The organism is Streptomyces sp. NPDC048278 (genome assembly GCF_040652195.1).
Classification (GTDB): Bacteria; Actinomycetota; Actinomycetes; order Streptomycetales; family Streptomycetaceae; genus Streptomyces.
Map to the genome: position 1 here is coordinate 235,763 of NZ_JBEZLP010000002.1, position 19,087 is coordinate 254,849.

A 19,087-nucleotide genomic window follows, 5' to 3' on the forward strand; every position below is an offset into this window, starting at 1 on the left:
GCCGCGTGCCGCGCTCATGTTTACCCCCTCTCGTGCCCCACGCGCCCCCTCTGGGCGCCCTGCTCCGGCAGTACGCCGCCGGCTCCGCACTCGCCTGCGAGCCCGTCGAACAAGGTCTGCTCAACCGTGGCTACCGCCTCTGCACCACCCGCGGCAGCTACTTCCTGAAGCACCACTTCGACCCCGACACCGCCGACCCGGCCGCCATCGAACGGCGTCATCTGGCCACCCAGCGGCTGGCCGCCCTCGGCGTCCCGGTCGCCCCGCCCCTCGCCGGCCGCGACGGCCGTACGGTCGCCGTCGTCGGCGACCACGCCTACGCGCTGCATCCCTGGATCGACGGCCGGCACCGGCACGGCGGACAGCTCACGCGCGGGGAGTGCGCGCGGCTCGGCGCGCTCCTCGGCGCCGTGCACGCCTGCCTGGAGCGCGTGATGCCCCCCAAGGGGCGTACCCGCCCGGCGACCAGCCCCCACCCGGTCGAGAGCGCCGACCCCGCCGACACCTTCGCACTCATCGACGACCTGCTCGCCCACGTCAGCCGGCACCGCCCCGCCGACGCCTTCGACGAACTCGCCCGCCACCGGCTGCTCGAACGCCGTGCGCTCCTGGAGCAGCACACCTCCCGGCGCCCCCCGCGCGGCGCCTCGGTGGGCTGGGTGCACGGCGACTTCCACCCGTTCAACCTGCTCTACAAGGGCGACGCGCCCGCCGCGATCGTCGACTGGGACCGGCTCGGGGTGCAGCCCCGCGCGGAGGAGGCCGTACGCGCCGCCGCGATCTTCTTCGTGCGCCCGGCGGGAGCGCTCGACCTGCGCAAGGTGCGGGCGTACGCGCGCGCGTACCGGCGCGCGGCCGGCGCCACGCCCTCGGAACTCGCGGCGGCCGTGCACCGCGTGTGGTGGGAGCGGCTCAACGACTTCTGGATGCTGCGCTGGCACTACGAGCGCGGCGACACCCGCGCGGACCCCCAGTTCCCGGCCGCCTCGGCGCTCGCCGTGTGGTGGACCAGGGAGTACGACGCGGTGTGCGACGCGTTCGTGCAGTAGCGGCGGGTCAGCGGCGGCCGGCCGGCAGAGGCCGACCGGCGGCGGCCGGTCAGCCGAAGGGTGTCGGTGTCCTTCAACCGCCGCCGACACCGGTGCCGGCGATCGAGTTGCCGCCGTCGGCCCCGCCGTCGTCGCCCGTGCCGGTCGTGTCGGAGGGCTGCGTGTCAGGCGAGCTCGCCGTGTCCGTGGGCTGCGAGGCGCTCGCCGTGTCGCTCGGCTCGTCGCTCGGCTCGCTGCTCTGCGTCTGGGACTGGGTGTACGACGGGGTCTGGGACGGCGTGTACCCGTTGTCGTTGCCGGTGCCCGAGCCGCTGTCGTCGGTCGACGTGTCCGTGGCCGTGTCGCTGGCCTCGTCCGACGGGCTGGCGCTGGGCGTCTCGTCCTTGGTGGTCTGCGAGACGCTCGGCGACGGCGAGTTGTCGGTGCCACCGCTGTCGCCGCCACCGCCGTTGTTGAGCGCCAGGGCGACGCCCGCCGCGATGGCGATCACCGCGAGGACGGCCAGGATCCACAGCTTGCCGCGACCGCTGCCCCGGTTGCCGTGCCCCTCGAAACCGCCGTCGTCGCCGCCTCCGTAGCCGCCCGGCAGGATCGGCTGCGGGATCTGGGTGGTCCCGGCGGCGGCCGTCGGGTGCGGCATCACGGTCGTACCGGCGAAACCGCCCGCCGGGGTGTGCCGGCCGTCGGGCACGGTGACCGGGCCGGTGTTCCAGGTGCCGGTGTGGCTGCCCTGGTCGTACAGCATCTGGAGGCCGTACTGGACCAGGCCGCGCATCTCCTCGGCGGTCTGGAAGCGGTCGTCGGGCTCCTTGGCGAGCGAGCGCATCACCAGGCCGTCCAGCTCCGGCGGGGCGACGCCCTCGGAGGTCTGGGACGGCGGCACCGGGATGTCCTGGACGTGCTGGTAGACCACCGCCAGCGGGGTCTCGCCGATGAACGGCGGTCGCAGCGAGAGGAGTTCGTAGAGCAGGCAGCCGGTGGCGTACAGGTCGGAGCGGTGGTCGACGGCCTTGCCGAGCGCCTGCTCGGGGGAGAGGTACTGGGGCGTGCCCATGACCATGCCGGTCTGCGTCATCGTCGTGGACGCGCCGTGCAGGGCGCGGGCGATGCCGAAGTCCATCACCTTGACGGAACCGGTCTGGGTGATGATGACGTTGGCCGGCTTGATGTCGCGGTGCACGATGCCGTGCTGGTGCGAGTAGGCGAGCGCGTCCAGCACCCCGGAGACGATGATCAGGGCCTGCTCGGGGCCCGGCGCCTCGGCGTTGATCAGCAGGTCGCGGATGGTGCGGCCCTCGACCAGCTCCATCACGATGTACGGCACGGACTGGCCGCCGACCACGTCCTCGCCGGAGTCGTACACCGCCACGATCGCGTGGTGGTTGAGCCCGGCGACCGACTGCGCCTCACGCGTGAAGCGGGCCTTGGAGACCGGGTCCTCGGCGAGGTCGGCACGGAGCAGCTTCACGGCCACGGTGCGGCCGAGCCGTACGTCCTCGGCCGCGAACACCTCGGCCATACCGCCCCGCCCGAGCCGGTGGGTCAACCGGTACCGGCCGTCGCCGACCAGGCCGTGGTTGCCCCACATCTCCGGCGCGTCTGACATGCCGCCGCCAGTCGCCTCGGGGTCGGACGGGCCCTGGGCGCTGTGCGTCTGTGCCATCGGTCCTCGCCGTCGTTTCTGCCCGCGGTGCGCGCGGTGTTGTCACGGTCTCCGTCGGCCACGCTACAGCCTCCGCGCAACCCGTCGGTCCGGGATCCGGCCCGTGGACGGACCGGCCATCAAACCCGTACCACGCACCGCCGTGCAAATTCTGTGTACCGGACGTAGGGCCGCTGTAACGCTTCCGCGGCTGTTCTTTCGCGTACGGTCACGGAACGGGCACCGCGCTTGACGTGTCGGTGCCCTCCGGCAGACTTGGCCGGGAATGAGACATTCGATCAACAAGGGTGCCTGAGTACCCAACGGGGGACGGGGAAAATGAGCCAGGACGGCGCACACGGCCGTTATACGGGGCGTGCTCTGGCCGGTGGCCGCTACCAGCTGCGCGACCTGCTCGGCGAGGGCGGCATGGCCTCCGTGCACCTGGCGTACGACTCGGTCCTGGACCGGCAGGTCGCGATCAAGACCCTGCACACCGAACTCGGCCGGGAACAGGCCTTCCGCGAGCGCTTCCGCCGCGAGGCCCAGGCAGTGGCCAAGCTCACGCACACCAATATCGTCTCCGTCTTCGACACCGGCGAGGACGCGCTCGACGGCTCCACGATGCCGTACATCGTCATGGAGTACGTCGAGGGCCGCCCGCTCGGCTCGGTCCTGGACGAGGACATACGGCAGTACGGCGCGATGCCCGCCGACAAGGCGCTGAAGATCACCGCCGACGTGCTGGCCGCGCTGGAGATCAGCCACGAGATGGGCCTCGTCCACCGCGACATCAAGCCCGGCAACGTGATGACGACCAAGCGCGGCGTCGTGAAGGTGATGGACTTCGGGATCGCCCGCGCCATGCAGTCCGGGGTCACCTCCATGACCCAGACCGGCATGGTCGTCGGCACCCCGCAGTACCTCTCCCCGGAGCAGGCGCTCGGCCGGGGCGTGGACGCGCGGTCCGACCTCTACTCGGTCGGCATCATGCTGTTCCAGCTGGTCACCGGGCGGCTGCCGTTCGACGCGGACTCCCCGCTGGCGATCGCCTACGCACACGTCCAGGAGGAGCCGGTCGCTCCCTCCTCGGTCAACCGGGCCCTGCCCCCGGCCGTGGACGCGCTGGTCGCCCGAGCGCTGAAGAAGAACCCGAACGAGCGCTTCCCGACCGCCGAGTCCATGCGCGACGAGTGCCTGCGGGTCGCCGCCTCGCTCCACCCGGCCGCGCCCAGCATCGTCCCGGGCATCCCGCCGACGCAGAGCGGCTCCGGGGTCGGCTCCGCGGTCTTCCCGCCGGTCGGCCAGGCGACACCGGCGCCTCCGGGCCCGGTGCAGACGCCGTACCAGCCGGCACCGGCACCGAATCCCTACGGGGGCACGGGGCCCGCACCCGGCTACGGCTATCCGCAGCAGGCGGGCTACCAGACCCCGGCCGGGTACGCCCCACCGGCGGGGGCTGCGTCGACGCCGCCGCCGTACAACATCACGCCGCAGGGGCCGCCCACAGGGGGCGTCGGTGGCAGCGGTGGCGGTGGCGTCGGTGGTGGCGGTGGCGGGAAGAGCAACCGGCCGGTGGTCATCGGGTCGATCGCGGTGTCGCTGGTCGCGGTGATCGGCCTGGTCGTGGCGCTGGCGCTGAACAACGGCGGCGGTGACGACACCGGCGGCAGCGGTGGTGGCGGGGGCGGCGGCAGCACCGCGAGCACCGCCGCCTCGCACGCCTCGGGCTACCGCGGGCCCGACACCTCGAAGACGGTCGAGAAGACCGAGTGCACCGAACCGCAGGAGTCCTACGACGACCCGGACAAGATCCAGGTCCCGGACTTCAAGTTCAAGTACATCAAGTCGGTCAAGGAGTGCTTCCAGGCCGCCGGCTGGAAGATGAAGATCACCGACGTCGACGAGAACACGTACGGCGACGGCACGATCATGGACCAGTTCCCGACCTCGGGCACGGATGTCGACCCGAAGGACGTGCCGACCATCGAGCTCAAGGTGTCGACGGGCAACCCGGCGACCGGCTGAGGCGGACGCAGCAGAAAGGGCCCGGCGGTCGTCCGCCGGGCCCTTCGACGTCTCGGAGGTCCTGCCTCGGGAGGCCCGCCTCGGTCGGGAGGCCCGCCTCGGGAGGCCTACAGGTACGGCCCGCCGGAGCGGCCGGCCGGGCCGTGCTCCTCGCCCTCGTGGCCGACGCCCGGGGGCAGCGCGCGCCGCATCTGCTCCAGCTGGGCGCGGGCGGCCATCTGCTGGGCGAACAGGGTGGTCTGGATCCCGTGGAACAGCCCCTCCAGCCAGCCCACCAGCTGGGCCTGCGCGATGCGCAGCTCGGCGTCGGAGGGCGTGGAGTTCTCGGTGAACGGCAACGAGAGCCGCTCCAGCTCCTCCACCAGCTCGGGGGCCAGGCCGTCCTCCAGCTCCTTCACGGAGCTGGCGTGGATCTCCTTGAGCCGGACCCGGCTGGCCTCGTCGAGGGGAGCCGCACGCACCTCCTCCAGGAGCTGCTTGATCATGCTGCCGATCCGCATGACCTTGGCGGGCTGTTCCACCATCTCCGTCACCGGGATCTCGCGGGAGTCCTCGTCCCCGTTGCCGCCGCCGAGTGCCATCCCGTCCTGGCCCACGACCAGGATCTGTGGATTCTCGGGCGACCGTTCGTTCCTCGGCATCTCCATGCCGCCATTCTCTCGCACCCGTACACCTCACCACCGTGGTGCCCCCCATGAGGGCTGATCCACCACTCTGAACGGCTCCGGACCTGCCGTAGCCCCTTCGGCCGAGTAAGAAGTGCCGGGTTTGCGGGTGAATGTGAGGCTGGTGATCGTCTGCCCTGACGACGACCGTGCTCCAGGAGGTCACCGCCGTGACTCCAAGGCTGCGACTCCCCTTCACCCGCGTCCGGCCGCCCTCGGCCCACGAGCGGTCGCTGCGCCGGGTACGGCTCGCGCTCGCCCGTCGGCTGTCCCTACGCCTGCTGCTCGTCCTCGCGGCGGTCCTGCTGCCGTGCGGCGCTGCCGTCGGGTTCGCCCCCCGGCCGGTGCCCTCGGACTCCACCCGTGCCTCGGCCACCCCCGAGCCGTCGCTGGCCGGCACCGTCGCGGGCGAGGGCCGGATGCGGCCGGGGCGGCCCCAGGGACCGGCGACGAAGATCGAGGGCCAGGATCCCGACGACCCCGACGAGCCCTACGAGGCTGACGAACCCTACGAGGCTGACGACTCCGCCGCCCCCGGCACCTCGGACGCCCCCGCCGCCTCGGACGCCTCGGACGCCTCTGCCGACTCTGACGGTCTCGGCGAAGGAGCGGTGACGGAGCCCGCGGGGAGCGTTGCCGGGAGCTCGGCGGCCGACTCCGCGGAGCCGCCCCGCGAGCCCGTCCTCGCTCCCACCTCGCCCCAGCCGCACCCGACGGACCAGACGGGCCAGACGGGCCAGGCGATGGGTTCCGGCCAGGAGGACGACGCCGAGCCCATGCTGCACGTCCTTCCGCTCGGCAGCGGCCTGGTCCTGATCGGCCTCGGGCTCGGCCTCGCCTTCGTCGGCCTGCGGGTACGGCGGGGCTGAGGCGTTACGGGGCGACCAGCACGACCTTGCCGATGTGCTCACTGGCCTCGACCACCCGATGGGCCTGCGCCGCGTCCGCCATCGGCAGCTCCCGGTCGACGACCGGACGGACATGTCCCTGCGCGATCAGCGGCCACACGTGCTCCTGCACCGCCGCGGTGATCGCCGCCTTCTCGGCGAGCGGACGGGCGCGCAGCGAGGTCGCGCTGATCGCGGCCCGCTTGCCCAGCAGCGCGGCGATGTTCAGCTCGCCCTTGACGCCGCCCTGCATGCCGATGATCGCGAGCCGCCCGTTGACCGCGAGCGCCTGCACGTTCCGGTCCAGGTACTTGGCGCCCATGTTGTCCAGGATGACGTCGGCCCCCGCGCCGTCGGTGGCCTGCTTCACCTCGGCGACGAAGTCCTGCTCGCGGTAGTTGACGAGGATGTCCGCGCCGAGCTCGGCACAGAAGTCCAGCTTCTCCTTCGTGCCCGCGGTGACCGCGACCTTGGCGCCGACCGCCTTGCCCAGCTGGATCGCCATGGTCCCGATACCGCTGGAGCCGCCGTGCACGAGGAGGGTCTCGCCGGGGCGCAGGTGGGAGATCATGAAGACGTTCGACCAGACCGTGCACGCCACCTCGGGCAGCGCCGCGGCCTGCTTCAGGTCCAGGCCCGCGGGCACCGGCAGCAGCTGCCCGGCCGGCACGGCGACCTTCTCGGCGTACCCGCCGCCCGCGAGCAGCGCGCACACCTCGTCGCCGACCGACCAGCCGGAGACACCCGGGCCGAGCGCGACGATCCGCCCGGAGCACTCCAGACCGGGGTACGGGGAGGCCCCCGGCGGCGGGTCGTAGAAGCCCTGCCGCTGCATGATGTCGGCGCGGTTGACGGCACCGGCCACCACCTCGACCAGTACCTCGCCGTCACCGGGCACGGGATCGGGAACCTCCTCCCACACCAGCGCCTCGGGCCCACCAGGTTCGGGAATCGTGATCGCATACATGCGGCCGACGCTACTCCCCGCCCGTCCGGCCCCGGCCGGTGACGTCACCGGCGGCTCGCCCGGTCAGGCGCGGGGCAGCGGTCGTACGTCCGGCGTGACCTGGTTGCCCGGTGAGGCCCGCACGATCGTGATCAGCCGGTCCGTCGCCTCGATGGTGCCGACGGCCGGGTCGTCGTACCCGAGCACCCGGTGTCCGCGTACGACGCTCACCACCAGGTCCGCCGTCTCGCGCGGTGTCCTGCCGACCTCGGCCTTGACCGCGGGGCGTTCCACGAGGTCCAGTCCGCTGCCCTGCTGGATGAGGTCCTCCATGACCATGCCGGCGGCCGGGCTGAGCACGGACAGCCCGAGCAGTCGGCCGGCGGCGCTGGCGCTGGTGATGACGGCGTCGGCGCCGGACTGCTTGAGCAGCGGCGCGTTCTCCTCCTCGCGGACCGCCGCCACGATCTTTGCGGCCTTGTTGAGCTGCCGGGCCGTCAGGGTCACCAGCACGGCCGTGTCATCGCGCTGGGTCGCGATGATGATCTGCCGCGCCCGCTGCACCTCGGCCCGCTTCAGCACCTCGCTGCGGGTCGCATCGCCGATGACCCCCGCGTATCCGTCGGCGGTGGCCGCCTCGATCGCCTTGGAGCTCGGGTCGACCACGACCACCTGTTCCGCCTTCAGCCCGGTCACACAGACGGTCTGGATCGCCGACCGGCCCTTCGTCCCGAACCCGACGACGACGGTGTGATCCCGCAAGGCGGACCTCCAGCGGTTCAGGCGCCATTCCTCCCGGGTGCGTTCGGTGAGGACTTCGAGCGTGGTGCCGACCAGGATGATCAGGAACAGCACTCGCAGAGGCGTGATGACGAAGATGTTGGTGAGCCGCGCACCGTCGCTGACGGGGGTGATGTCGCCGTAGCCGGTGGTGGAGAGGGTGACGGTCGCGTAGTAGAAGGCGTCGAGCAGGTCGACGGAACCGTCGGAGTTGTCGGTATAGCCGTCACGGTCGACGTAGACGATCAACGCGGTGGCCACCAGCACCAGCAGGGCCATGGCGAGCCGCTTGGTGACCTGGCGGATCGGGCGGTCCACCACCTTCGTCGGGAGTTTCACCCGCTGGGTCACCAGGTGTTCGTCCGCCTGGCGGGCGATGGCGTCATGGCCGGGAAGTTTCACGTGAAACAGACTCCGATGCCGGCAGCCGCCCACGGCAGGTCGAGGAGTTCCGTCTCCTCCCCTTGCCGTGCTCCGCCCGGCGCCACGACCGCGAGCGCGTCGGCGGCGGCGATGCCCCGGAGCATGGCCGGGCCGTTGTAGTGCAGCGGGACCGCGGCGTCACCGCGCAGGACGACCGGGATGAGCCGGGTGTCGTACGGGTGCCCGTGCGTCGCCTCCGCCAGGGGCAGGGTGTACGGCTCGGGGGCCGGGTGGGCGGCGAGGGTGCGCAGCAGAGGCTCGGCGAGGGTGAGCAGGCCGGAGACGGCGGCCAGGGGGTTGCCGGGGAGGCCGACGAGGTGCTGGTTCTCCTTGATGCGGGCCAGCAGCATGGGGTGTCCGGGGCGCACCTTGACGCCGTCGACGAGGAGTTCGGCGCCGATGCGTTCCAGGGTGGGGTGGATGTGGTCGACCGGGCCGGAGGCGGTGCCGCCCGTGGTGACCACGAGGTCGGCCGTCGACGAGGTGATCGCCTTGTACACGGCCTTGGCGTCGTCACCGAGCCGGCGCACGGCGGTGACCTCGGCGCCGAGGGCCCGCAGCCAGGGTGGCAGCATCGGGCCGAGCGCGTCCCGGATGAGGCCGTCGTGCGGGAGTCCTTCGGTGAGCAACTCATCGCCCAGGATCAGGACTTCGGCGCGGGGGCGGGGGACGACGGTGACGGTGTCGTATCCGGCGGCTGCGGCGAGGCCGAGGACGGCCGGGGTGACCAGGGTGCCCAGCGGCAGCAACTGGTCGCCGGTGCGGCACTCCTGGCCGCGCGGACGGATGTCCTGGCCGTGGACCACCTCACGGGTGGGGTGCAGCCGGCTCTGGGCGTCGAGACGGCCGTGCTCGCTGCGCAGCACGGCGGTGGTGTCCGCCGGGATCCGGGCGCCGGTGGCGATACGGACCGCCTCGCCGTCGGTGAGCGGCTCGGGCTGCCCGTGCCCGGCCAGTACGCCTTCCTCGCGGACGTCCCAGGGGCCGGGGCCGGCGACCGCCCAGCCGTCCATCGCCGAGGTGTCGAAGGAGGGCAGGTCGGTGAGTGCGTCCAGCGGGGCGGCGAGGGTCAGTCCGAGAGCGTCGGTCAGCGGTACGGAGACGGGGGCGCGACGGGCCCCGGAACGGGCGGCGGACCGGGCGGCGCGGGCGGCTGTCTCACGGGCCTGGGGCCAGGGGGTGGCGCGGTGGCGGTGGGCCGAGTGACCGCCGTGCGCGCCGCGTTCGCCGGGCGCGCTGTGTCCGCCGTGGTCGCCGTGTCCGCCGTGGAGGGTGGGCGCTGCGCTCGCGTCCTGCCGGGGGTCCCTGGGCTCTCTCACGAGGGCGAGCGCCTCCTCGACGTCGAGATCGTCGTCGGTGTCCGCGGCGGCGGGGGTACCGGACCGGGTGCCGGGGGCGGTCACCGGCCGGGCCCGGGGGCGGGGTTGCCGGGGGTGGGGTCGCCGGGGGTGGGGTCGCCGGGGGCGGCATCGGCTTCTTCCGCCCAGCGCTGGGCCAGCGCGGCGGCCTTGCGGGCCGCCTCGGCGACCGCCTCGGGGCCACCCTTGCCCTGTGCGGCGGCGTAGCCGACGAGGAAGGTGGTCAGCGGGGCGGCAGGGCGGTCCACGCCGTGCGCGGCGTCCCTGGCCAGGTCGAGCAGAAGGCGGATGTCGACGTCCAGGTCGATGCCCAGTTCGTCCTTGACTGCGGAGATCCATTCGTCCAACACGTGCCCATGCTCCCTGATGCGTGCCCTGGCGTCGGCGATGTCGTCCCAGGTGTCGCAGTCGAAGGACGCGAGGGGGTCCGGGACGCGGGTGAGGTTCAGTGCGGCGGTCAGGCGCCGCAGGGGGAGGCCGGTGAGGCCGCGGTCGCCCGCGGCGAGGTCCGACAGCGCGTGGCGCAGCGCCGCCGTCCGGTAGGCCGCCACGAGGGGTTGGTCCCTGCCGTCGGCATCGGTGAGCAGCGCGGCGTCCGCGCCGGTCGTGTGCAGGACCGACAACAGGCGCTCCACGGTTGCCTCTTCGAGGAACGGGAGGTCGGCGGAGAGCACGAGTGCGCAGTCGGCGGCGGTGTGGCGCAGGCCGGCGTCGAGGGCGGCGACCGGGCCGCCGCCCGGGGGGTCCTCGCGGGTCCAGCGGACCGGGCGGGAGGTGGGACGCGGAGCTGCCACGACGACGGTCCGGCGGGCGCCGGCGCAGGCCGCGAGGACGCGGTCGAGGAGGGGGCGTCCGCCGACCCTGACGGACGGCTTGTCGGCCCCGCCGAGGCGCCTCGCGGCGCCGCCGGCCAACACGATCGCGTCGTAGGGCGGGGGCTCGGTGGCGGTCACCTTTCGAGTATGGGGGGCGTTCTGATCACGGGGAACCGATGGGGGGCGTGGGATGTGCAGGGTGTGGTTGCGTGCGCCCAAGGGGCGGGGGCAGGACGTCCGTGCGCGAGTGCGGGTTGTGTTTGGTTGATCGCGCAGTTCCTCCCCCAGCCTTCGGCTGGGGGTACCCCCAGCGCCCCTGACGGGGCGCTGCGGCTAGAGCGTCCTGAGAAGTACCGTCGGATTCTCCACGCAGTCGGCCACGTAGCGCAGGAAGCCGCCCGCTGTGCCGCCGTCGCAGACCCGGTGGTCGAAGGTGAGGGAGAGCTGGACGACCTGGCGGACCGCCAGCTCGCCCTCGTGGACCCAGGGTTTCGGGACGATGCGGCCCACGCCGAGCATGGCCGCCTCGGGGTGGTTGATGATCGGCGTGGAGCCGTCGACGCCGAAGACGCCGTAGTTGTTGAGGGTGAAGGTGCCGCCGGTGAGGTCGGTGGGGGTGAGGGTGCCGGCGTGGGCCGACTCGGTGAGGCGGGCGAACTCCGCGGTGAGTGACTCGGCGTTGCGGATGTGGGCGTCGCGGACGACGGGGACGACCAGGCCGCGGTCGGTCTGGGCGGCGAAGCCCAGGTGGACGTGGTCGAGCCGGACGATCTCGCGGGCCTCGACGTCGACGTAGGAGTTCAGCTCGGGGTGGCGGGCCAGGGCGGCGGTGCAGATCCGGGCGAGGAGGGCGAGGAGGGAGATCCGCGGCCCCGCCGCCGCGTTCATCGCGGTGCGGGCACGCATCAGTTCGGTCGCGTCGGCGTCCACCCAGCAGGTCGCGTCGGGGATCTCCCGGCGGCTTCGGGAGAGCTTGTCGGCGACCGCGCCCCGGATGCCCTTGAGGGGCGTGCGGGTGCCGGAGGGGGCGTGCGTGGTGGTGGGCGGGGTCTTGGGAGCGGTGGCGCGGGCCGCGCTGACCCGCAGGGCGTCCTCGACGTCGGCGCGCAGGATCAGGCCGTCGGGGCCCGAGCCGGACAGCCCGCGCAGGTCCAGGTCGTTCTGCCGGGCGAGGCGGCGGACCAGGGGGGAGATCACCGGGACGGGTCCCTCGGTGAGCGGCGCGGGCGCTCGGGGCACGTGCGCGTGGGTGGCCGTCGCGGCTTCCGGGAGGGCGGCGTACGGCGCGGGTTCCGGGGCGGTGCCCTGGTCCGCGCTGCCCCGGTCGGCCGAGCCGTTGGCCCGTTCCGGGACGGCGTTGCGGACCCTGCGGCGGCGCGCCGGAGGCGTCCCCGTGCCGTAGCCCACCAGGACGTTGCCGGAGCCCTCCGGCTCGGGGACGGTGGTCGCCTCGCCGACGGCGACCGTCAGGAGCGGGGCGCCGACGGGCAGTTCGGCGCCCTCCTCGCCGAAGCGGGCGGTGACCACACCGCCGTAGGGGCAGGGGACCTCGACCATCGCCTTGGCCGTCTCGACCTCGACGACCGGTTGGTCGATCGCGACGACCTCGCCGACCTGGACCAGCCAGGTCACGATCACCGCCTCGGTGAGTCCCTCCCCGAGGTCGGGCAGTTTGAACTCCAGCACCTGTGCCATCAGCCCTCGGCCTCCCACTGCAGACGCGCCACCGCGTCCAGGATGCGGTCGACGCCGGGCAGGTGGTGGCGCTCCAGCATCGGCGGCGGGTAGGGGATGTCGAACCCGGCCACGCGCAGCACCGGCGCCTCCAGGTGGTGGAAGCAGCGCTCGGTCACGCGTGCCGCGATCTCCCCTCCCGGTCCGCCGAACCCGCCCGACTCGTGTACGACGACCGCTCGCCCGGTGCGCCGTACGGAGGCGCAGACCGTCTCGTCGTCGAACGGCACCAGGGAGCGCAGGTCGACGACTTCCAGGTCCCAGCCCTCCGCCTGGGCGGCCTCGGCGGCTTCGAGGCAGACCGGTACGGACGGGCCGTAGGTGACGAGCGTGGCGCTGCGCCCGGTTCGGCGCACCACCGCGCGGCCGATGGGTTCAACGTCCGTCGGATGCTCGGGGTTCCAGGTGTCCTTGGACCAGTACAGGCGCTTGGGTTCGAGGAAGACGACCGGGTCGTCGGAGGCGATGGACCGGCGCAGCAGGCCGTAGGCGTCGGCGACGGTGGCAGGGGTGACGACGTGCAGGCCGGGGGTGGCCATGTAGTAGGCCTCGGAGGAGTCGCTGTGGTGCTCGACGCCGCCGATGCCGCCGCCGTAGGGGATGCGGACGGTGATCGGGAGGGGCATCCGGCCGCGGGTGCGGTTGCGCATCCGGGAGACGTGGCTGATGAGCTGCTCGAAGGCGGGGTAGGCGAAGGCGTCGAACTGCATCTCCACGACCGGGCGCAGCCCGTACATGGCCATGCCGACGGCGGCGCCGAGGATGCCGGCCTCCGCGAGGGGGGTGTCGGTGCAGCGGGCCTCGCCGAACTCCTTGGTGAGGCCGTCGGTGACCCGGAAGACGCCGCCGAGGGTGCCGACATCCTCGCCCATGACGTGCACGGCGGGGTCGGCGGTCATGGCGTCCCGCAGTGCGCGGGTGAGCGCCTGCGCCATGGTGGCGGGCTTGACGGCGACGGTCGTCATCGCGGCTCGCCTTCCTGCTCCTGCTGCTCGGCCTCCAGCTCGGCGCGGAGCAGGGCGCGCTGTTCGCGCAGCTGTGTGGTGGTCTCGGCGTACACCTGGTCGAAGAGGTGCATGGGGTCGAGTTCGGGGTCGCGGTTCATGCGCTCGCGCAGGTCGGCGGCCATGGTCTCGGCGTCCTCGCGGGCGCGCCTCACGGTGTCCTCGTCGAGCAGGCCGCGGTCGGTCAACTCGCGTTCGAGCAGCAGGATCGGGTCGTGGTCGCGCCAGGCGTCGACCTCGGTGTCGCCGCGGTAGCGGGTGGCGTCGTCGGCGTTGGTGTGGGCGTCGATCCGGTAGGTGACCGCCTCGACCAGGGTCGGGCCGCCGCCCTCGCGCGCGTGCCGTACGGCGCCGGCAAGGACCTCGTGCACGGCAGCCGCGTCGTTGCCGTCGACCAGGCGGCCGGGCATGCCGTATCCGACGGCCTTGTGGGCCAGGGAGGGCGCGGCGGTCTGCTTGGCGAGCGGGACGGAGATGGCGAAGCCGTTGTTCTGGACCAGGAAGACGACCGGGGCCTGCCAGACGGCGGCGAAGTTCAGGGCCTCGTGGAAGTCGCCCTCGCTGGTGCCGCCGTCGCCGACCATGGCGAGCGCGACCACGTCGTCGCCCTTGAGGCGGGCCGCGTGGGCGAGGCCGACGGCGTGCGGGAGCTGGGTGGCGAGGGGGGTGGAGAGGGGGGCGACGCGGTGGGCGTACGGGTCGTAGCCGGTGTGCCAGTCGCCGCGCAGCAGGGTGAGCGCCTCGACGGGGTCCACGCCCCGGGCGATCACCGCGAGGGTGTCGCGGTAGCTGGGGAAGAGCCAGTCGCGTTCTTCCAGGGCGAGGGCTGCGGCTACCTCGCAGGCCTCCTGGCCGGTGCTGGAGGGGTAGACGGCGAGGCGGCCCTGCTTGGTGAGGGCGGTCGCCTGTGCGTTGTACCTTCGGCCGCGGACGAGCTGGGTGTACAGCCGGCGCAGCAGCTCGGGGTCGGCCTTGGCGGCCTTCTCCGTCCCGAGAACGCGGTACGGGCGCTCGTCGGGCAGCAGCGGCGCGGGGTCCGTCCGGGGCTGCCAGGCGGGCGGCGGCGACGGCCGGTATGCGCCGCGCTGCTCCATGACCGTCATGACGGCACCTCCTCGTGGGGGTGGCTACGGGAGACGGATCGCCTGTGACCCGTCCCACCTACCGATTGTTCGGTCGTCGGCACATTTTGGCTACAGGCACCTCCAGGCTGTGGACAAACGGTTCTCCACAACCTGGAATGAACGCAGTACGTCCATGGTAGGGAGGTGGGGGGACATGGCACCTGAACAAATGGCCGAGGGCCCGCAGGATCGCGCGTCGCTGCCGCCCGCGCGCCCGCTGGACGCCATAGATCAGGACATCCTGCAGATCCTGCAGGCGGACGGCAGGGCGTCGATACGGTCGGTCGCCGAACGCGTCCATGTCTCGCGTGCCAACGCCTACGCACGGATCAACCGGCTCGTCGAGGACGGGGTGATCCGCGGTTTCGGCGCCCGGGTGGACCACGAGCGGGCCGGCCAGGGCACCTCGGCGTACATCACCCTGAAGATCGTCCAGAACAGCTGGCGGACCGTGCGCGAGCAGCTGCGGCAGCTGCCCGGCGCCTCCCACATCGCCCTGGTGGGCGGGGACTTCGACGTCCTGCTCCTGGTCCACACGCCCGACAACCGGGCGCTGCGCGAGCTGGTGCTGACCCGGCTCCAGGCCATCCCCGAGGTGCTCAGCACCCGCACCCTGCTGGTGTTCGAGGAGGAGGACCTGGAGCCGGAGGACGGCTGAGGGCGACCGGCGTCAGTGCGCGCGCAGGCCCGAGAAGACCAGCCGGACGACCGCGTCGGAGACCTCGCGCTCGCTCGCGCCGCGGCCGTCCGGGCGGTACCACTCCACGATCGAGTTGACCATGCCGAAGACCAGCCGGGTCGCGAGGCGGACCTCGACGTCTCCGCGTATGTCGCCCTCGGCGGCTGCCGCCTTCAGCAGGTCGGCCACCCGGTGGTCGAAGTCCCGGCGCCGCTCCAGCGCCCACCGCTCGGTGTCGGTGTTGCCACGCACCCGCAGCAGCAGCGTCACGTAGGGCAGTTCGGTGATCAGCACCTCGACCATGCGCCGTACGACGTGTTCCAGGCGGTCGGCGGCGGGGCCCACGCGCGCGTGCTCCTCGTCGAGGATCGCGAACAGGCCCTCCAGGGCCCGGCTGACCGCGCGGCGCAGCAGCTCCTCCTTGCCGGCGACGTGGTGGTAGATCGACGACTTGGAGATGCCGGCCGCCTTGGAGAGGTGCTCCATGGAGGTGCCGTCGTAGCCGCGCTCGTTGAAGACCTGGACGGCCACCGAGAGCAGGGTCTCGGGGGTGTAGGTGTCGCGCTTCGCGGTGGTCATGAGGCGCCCTCCCGCTTCTCGGTGGCGTAGGCGTGCCGGTACAGCGCGAGGGAGGGCGCGTAACGGCCGCTCGGGTCGCGCAGGTGCAGGTCGTCGAGGAGGTCGTAGGCGAAGTCGCGGCCGAGGCGGCGGCTCCACTCGAAAGGGCCGAGCGGGTAGTTGACGCCCAGCCGCATCGCGGTGTCGATGTCCTCCTCGGTGGCGACGCCCTTGGCGACGGCGTCGTGCGCGAGGTCGATGACCCTGGCCACCGTGCGGGCGACGATCATGCCGGGCACGTCGCCGATGACGCTGACCTGCTTGCCGAGCGCCTGGAAGAGGCCGATGGCCTCGCTGAGGGTCTTGGGCAGGGTGTCGTGGCCCGCGGAGAGGGCGATGCGGGTGGCGCGGCGGTAGTCGAGGGCGAGGTCGAAGTAGACGACGTCCCGGAACTCCACCGAGGTCTGGCCGTCGGCGAGGACCAGCTGGCCGCCGCTGGGCAGGACCAGGCGGGTGCCGTGGTCCTCGTCCTCCTCGCGGACCTGGATGCCGGCCTCGCGGATCATCGCGAGCAGGTCGGCCGCGGGGCCCAGGGTGCCCTCGGCGACGACGTAGGCCGGCCGGTCGGCGGGCTCGGCGGTGTGCGGTTCGGCAGGCTCGGCGTCGTCCGCGTAGTCGTACCAGCCGTGCCCGGTCTTGCGGCCGAGCCTGCCGGACTCGACCAGCCGGCGCTGGGCCAGGGAGGGCGCGAAGCGGACGTCCTGGAAGAACGACTGCCACACGGAGTGCGTGACGGATTCGTTGACGTCCTGGCCGATCAGGTCGGTCAGCTCGAAGGCGCCCATCCGGAAGCCGCCGCACTCGCGCAGCACCGCGTCGATGGTGGCCGGGTCGGCGGCCTGCGCCTCGTGGACCGCGAACGCCTCGGCGTAGAAGGGCCGCGCGATGCGGTTGACGATGAAGCCCGGGGTGTCCGCGCAGGCGACCGGCGTCTTGCCCCAGGAGCGTGCGGTCTCGTACGCGCGCGTGGCCGAGGTGACGTCGGTGGCGAACCCGGAGACGACCTCCACCAGCGGCAGCAGCGGAGCCGGGTTGAAGAAGTGCAGGCCGACCAGGCGGGAGGCGCTGCGCAGGGCGCCGCCGATGGCGGTCACCGACAGGGAGGAGGTGTTGGTGGCGAGCAGACAGTCCTCGCCGACGATGTCCTCCAGGGCCCGGAACAGCTCCTGCTTGGCCTCCAGCCGCTCCAGCACGGCCTCCACGACCAGCGTGCAGTCGGCCAACCCGGTGAGCTCGTCGGTGGGCAGCAGCCGGGCGCGGGCGGCGTCCCGGGCGGCGGCCGTCATCCGGTCCTTCTCGACGAGCCGGTCGAGGCGCGCGACGATCGCCGCGGCGGCCTCCCGGGCCCGCCCGGGGACGGTGTCGTACAGCCGGACGGGGTGGCCCGCGACGAGTGCGACCTGGGCGATGCCCTGGCCCATGGTGCCGGTGCCGACGACGCCCACGGTGCTGCTGAGGTCGAGTGCTGTCATGTGCGCGATCCTCCCGCACGGGGTTTTCCACAGATGCGGCAGGCCCCCTTGTCCCGACCGATCGTTCGGTTACTCTAACTCTGTCCGGTCGTTTCCGCCCAGGTCATGAGCTTCAAGGGGAAGCTCATCAGACGAGGAGTTGGTCCCGCATGACCGCCGAACTCACCGCGCACGAGCTGATCGCCAAGCACCGGCCCACGCTTGACCAGGCGCTGGAGGCGATCCGCACGCGTGCGTACTGGTCCCCCCACCCCGAGCACCCCAAGGCCTACGGCGAGCACGGCAGCCTGGACGCGGCGGCGGGCAAGGCCGCCTTCGACGCCCTCCTCGGCACCCGCGTCGACCTCGGCCAGCCCGGCACCGACGACTGGACCGGCGGCGAGGTCTCCCCGTACGGCATCGAGTTGGGCGTGACCTACCCGCATGCCGACGTCGACACACTGCTGCCGGCGATGCGGGCCGGGCAGCGCGCGTGGCGCGACGCGGGCGCGGAGGCGCGCGCGGTGGTCTGTCTGGAGATCCTCAAGCGGATCAGCGACCGGACGCACGAGTTCGCGCACGCGGTCATGCACACCAGCGGCCAGGCCTTCATGATGGCGTTCCAGGCGGGCGGCCCGCACGCCCAGGACCGCGGCCTGGAGGCGGTGGCCTACGCCTACGCGGAGCAGGTCCGCACCCCCGGCACGGCCGAGTGGACCAAGCCGCAGGGCAAGCGCGACCCGCTCGCGCTGACGAAGACGTTCACGGCGGTCCCGCGCGGCATCGCGCTGGTCATCGGCTGCAACACGTTCCCGACGTGGAACGGCTACCCGGGCCTGTTCGCCTCCCTCGCCACCGGCAACGCGGTCCTGGTGAAGCCGCACCCGCGCGCGGTGCTCCCGCTCGCCCTGACCGTGCAGGTCGCCCGCCAGGTCCTCACCGAGGCCGGCTTCGACCCGAACCTGGTGGCGCTGACCACGGAACACCCCGGCGAGGGCATCGCCAAGACGCTCGCGACCCGCCCCGAGATCAGGATCATCGACTACACCGGCTCGACCGCCTTCGGCGACTGGCTGGAGGCCAACGCCCGGCAGGCGCAGGTGTACACCGAGAAGGCCGGCGTCAACACGGTCCTGGTCGAGTCGACCGGCGACTACAAGGGCATGCTCTCCAACCTGGCCTTCTCGCTCTCCCTCTACAGCGGCCAGATGTGCACCACCCCGCAGAACCTGCTGATCCCCCGCGACGGCATCCGCACCGACGAGGGCCCGAAGACGTACGACGAGGTGGTCGCCGACATCGCCCGCGCGGTCGACGGCCTGCTGGGCGACGACGCCCGCGCGAACGCTCTGCTCGGCGCCATCGTCAACCCCGACGTCAAGGCCCGCCTGGAGGCCGCGGCCGGACTCGGCGAGGTCGCTCTCGCCTCCCGCGAGATCGCCAACCCGGAGTTCCCGGGCGCGGTCGTGCGCACGCCGGTGATCGTGAAGCTGGACGGCGCCAAGCCGGACGACGAGGCCGCCTACATGAGCGAGTGCTTCGGCCCGGTGTCCTTCGCCGTCGCCGTCGACTCCGCCGCCGACGCGGTGGACCTGCTGCGGCGGACGGTCCGCGACAAGGGAGCGATGACGGTCGGCGCGTACACGGTCGACGCCGACGTGGAGCGTGCGGTGGAGGAGGTCTGCCTGGAGGAGGCGGCCCAGCTGTCGCTGAACCTGGTGGGCGGGGTGTATGTCAACCAGACCGCCGCCTTCTCCGACTTCCACGGCTCGGGCGGCAACCCGGCGGCGAACGCCGCGCTGTGCGACGGGGCGTTCGTGGCGAACCGGTTCCGGGTGATCGAGGTGCGCAGGGAGGCGTAGGCGCGCGGTTCCTCCCCCGGCC

16 protein-coding genes are annotated in these 19,087 nt (G+C 72.8%); 5 read left to right on the forward strand and 11 right to left on the reverse strand.

Annotation, left to right across the window (positions count from 1 at the left end; all coding sequences use genetic code 11):
• The first annotated feature begins 32 nt into the window (after positions 1-32).
• The gene (locus tag AB0D74_RS04610) at positions 33-1,049 is read left to right on the forward strand and encodes a phosphotransferase (protein ID WP_362580533.1); all 1,017 of its coding nucleotides are present in this window, start codon (positions 33-35) and stop codon (positions 1,047-1,049) included.
• A gap of 73 nt (positions 1,050-1,122) precedes the next feature.
• Here the strand turns inward: AB0D74_RS04610 and AB0D74_RS04615 are convergent, their stop codons facing one another.
• Positions 1,123-2,712, reverse strand: coding sequence for a protein kinase (locus tag AB0D74_RS04615; RefSeq protein WP_362580535.1), 1,590 nt, complete (start codon positions 2,710-2,712; stop codon positions 1,123-1,125).
• A 318-nt stretch (positions 2,713-3,030) separates the two neighbouring features.
• Here AB0D74_RS04615 and AB0D74_RS04620 point away from each other — a divergent pair, with 318 nt between their 5' ends.
• A complete protein-coding gene (locus AB0D74_RS04620) occupies positions 3,031-4,719 on the forward strand; it encodes a protein kinase (protein WP_362580537.1) in 1,689 nt (562 codons plus the stop codon).
• 107 nt (positions 4,720-4,826) lie between these two features.
• Here the strand turns inward: AB0D74_RS04620 and AB0D74_RS04625 are convergent, their stop codons facing one another.
• Positions 4,827-5,366: a bacterial proteasome activator family protein gene (locus AB0D74_RS04625; protein ID WP_181808180.1), complete on the reverse strand. Its 540-nt coding sequence runs from the start codon at positions 5,364-5,366 to the stop codon at positions 4,827-4,829.
• A gap of 188 nt (positions 5,367-5,554) precedes the next feature.
• Here AB0D74_RS04625 and AB0D74_RS04630 point away from each other — a divergent pair, with 188 nt between their 5' ends.
• Positions 5,555-6,253, forward strand: a complete 699-nt coding sequence (locus AB0D74_RS04630) for a hypothetical protein (RefSeq protein WP_362580539.1) — start codon at positions 5,555-5,557, stop codon at positions 6,251-6,253.
• A 4-nt stretch (positions 6,254-6,257) separates the two neighbouring features.
• Here AB0D74_RS04630 and AB0D74_RS04635 read toward each other — a convergent pair whose 3' ends face one another.
• From AB0D74_RS04635 to pdhA, 7 genes are all read right to left on the reverse strand, one after another.
• Positions 6,258-7,238, reverse strand: a complete 981-nt coding sequence (locus tag AB0D74_RS04635) for an NAD(P)H-quinone oxidoreductase (protein ID WP_362580541.1) — start codon at positions 7,236-7,238, stop codon at positions 6,258-6,260.
• Between the two features lie 63 nt (positions 7,239-7,301).
• A complete protein-coding gene (locus AB0D74_RS04640) occupies positions 7,302-8,399 on the reverse strand; it encodes a potassium channel family protein (protein ID WP_362580543.1) in 1,098 nt (365 codons plus the stop codon).
• Positions 8,396-9,823, reverse strand: coding sequence for a molybdopterin molybdotransferase MoeA (locus AB0D74_RS04645; protein ID WP_362580545.1), 1,428 nt, complete (start codon positions 9,821-9,823; stop codon positions 8,396-8,398). Before AB0D74_RS04645 ends, AB0D74_RS04640 begins: the two co-directional genes overlap by 4 nt.
• Positions 9,820-10,731: an NTP transferase domain-containing protein gene (locus tag AB0D74_RS04650; RefSeq protein WP_362580547.1), complete on the reverse strand. Its 912-nt coding sequence runs from the start codon at positions 10,729-10,731 to the stop codon at positions 9,820-9,822. Before AB0D74_RS04650 ends, AB0D74_RS04645 begins: the two co-directional genes overlap by 4 nt.
• A gap of 195 nt (positions 10,732-10,926) precedes the next feature.
• The gene (locus AB0D74_RS04655; RefSeq protein ID WP_362580549.1) at positions 10,927-12,288 is read right to left on the reverse strand and encodes a dihydrolipoamide acetyltransferase family protein; all 1,362 of its coding nucleotides are present in this window, start codon (positions 12,286-12,288) and stop codon (positions 10,927-10,929) included.
• Positions 12,288-13,292: an alpha-ketoacid dehydrogenase subunit beta gene (locus tag AB0D74_RS04660; RefSeq protein WP_362580551.1), complete on the reverse strand. Its 1,005-nt coding sequence runs from the start codon at positions 13,290-13,292 to the stop codon at positions 12,288-12,290. Before AB0D74_RS04660 ends, AB0D74_RS04655 begins: the two co-directional genes overlap by 1 nt.
• Positions 13,289-14,434, reverse strand: coding sequence for a pyruvate dehydrogenase (acetyl-transferring) E1 component subunit alpha (gene pdhA / locus AB0D74_RS04665; protein WP_362580553.1), 1,146 nt, complete (start codon positions 14,432-14,434; stop codon positions 13,289-13,291). The genes AB0D74_RS04660 and pdhA overlap by 4 nt, the downstream gene beginning before the upstream one ends.
• Before the next feature lie 190 nt (positions 14,435-14,624).
• On the opposite strand from pdhA, the gene AB0D74_RS04670 reads away from it, so the two are divergent.
• On the forward strand, positions 14,625-15,113 hold the full coding sequence (locus AB0D74_RS04670) for an Lrp/AsnC family transcriptional regulator (protein WP_362580995.1): 489 nt from the start codon (positions 14,625-14,627) through the stop codon (positions 15,111-15,113).
• Positions 15,114-15,125: 12 nt separating this feature from the next.
• Here the strand turns inward: AB0D74_RS04670 and AB0D74_RS04675 are convergent, their stop codons facing one another.
• On the reverse strand, positions 15,126-15,713 hold the full coding sequence (locus AB0D74_RS04675) for a TetR/AcrR family transcriptional regulator (protein ID WP_362580555.1): 588 nt from the start codon (positions 15,711-15,713) through the stop codon (positions 15,126-15,128).
• Positions 15,710-17,224, reverse strand: a complete 1,515-nt coding sequence (locus tag AB0D74_RS04680; RefSeq protein WP_362580557.1) for a 3-hydroxyacyl-CoA dehydrogenase — start codon at positions 17,222-17,224, stop codon at positions 15,710-15,712. Before AB0D74_RS04680 ends, AB0D74_RS04675 begins: the two co-directional genes overlap by 4 nt.
• Before the next feature lie 149 nt (positions 17,225-17,373).
• Here AB0D74_RS04680 and paaN point away from each other — a divergent pair, with 149 nt between their 5' ends.
• Positions 17,374-19,065: a phenylacetic acid degradation protein PaaN gene (gene paaN / locus AB0D74_RS04685; protein ID WP_362580559.1), complete on the forward strand. Its 1,692-nt coding sequence runs from the start codon at positions 17,374-17,376 to the stop codon at positions 19,063-19,065.
• Positions 19,066-19,087: the final 22 nt, after the last annotated feature.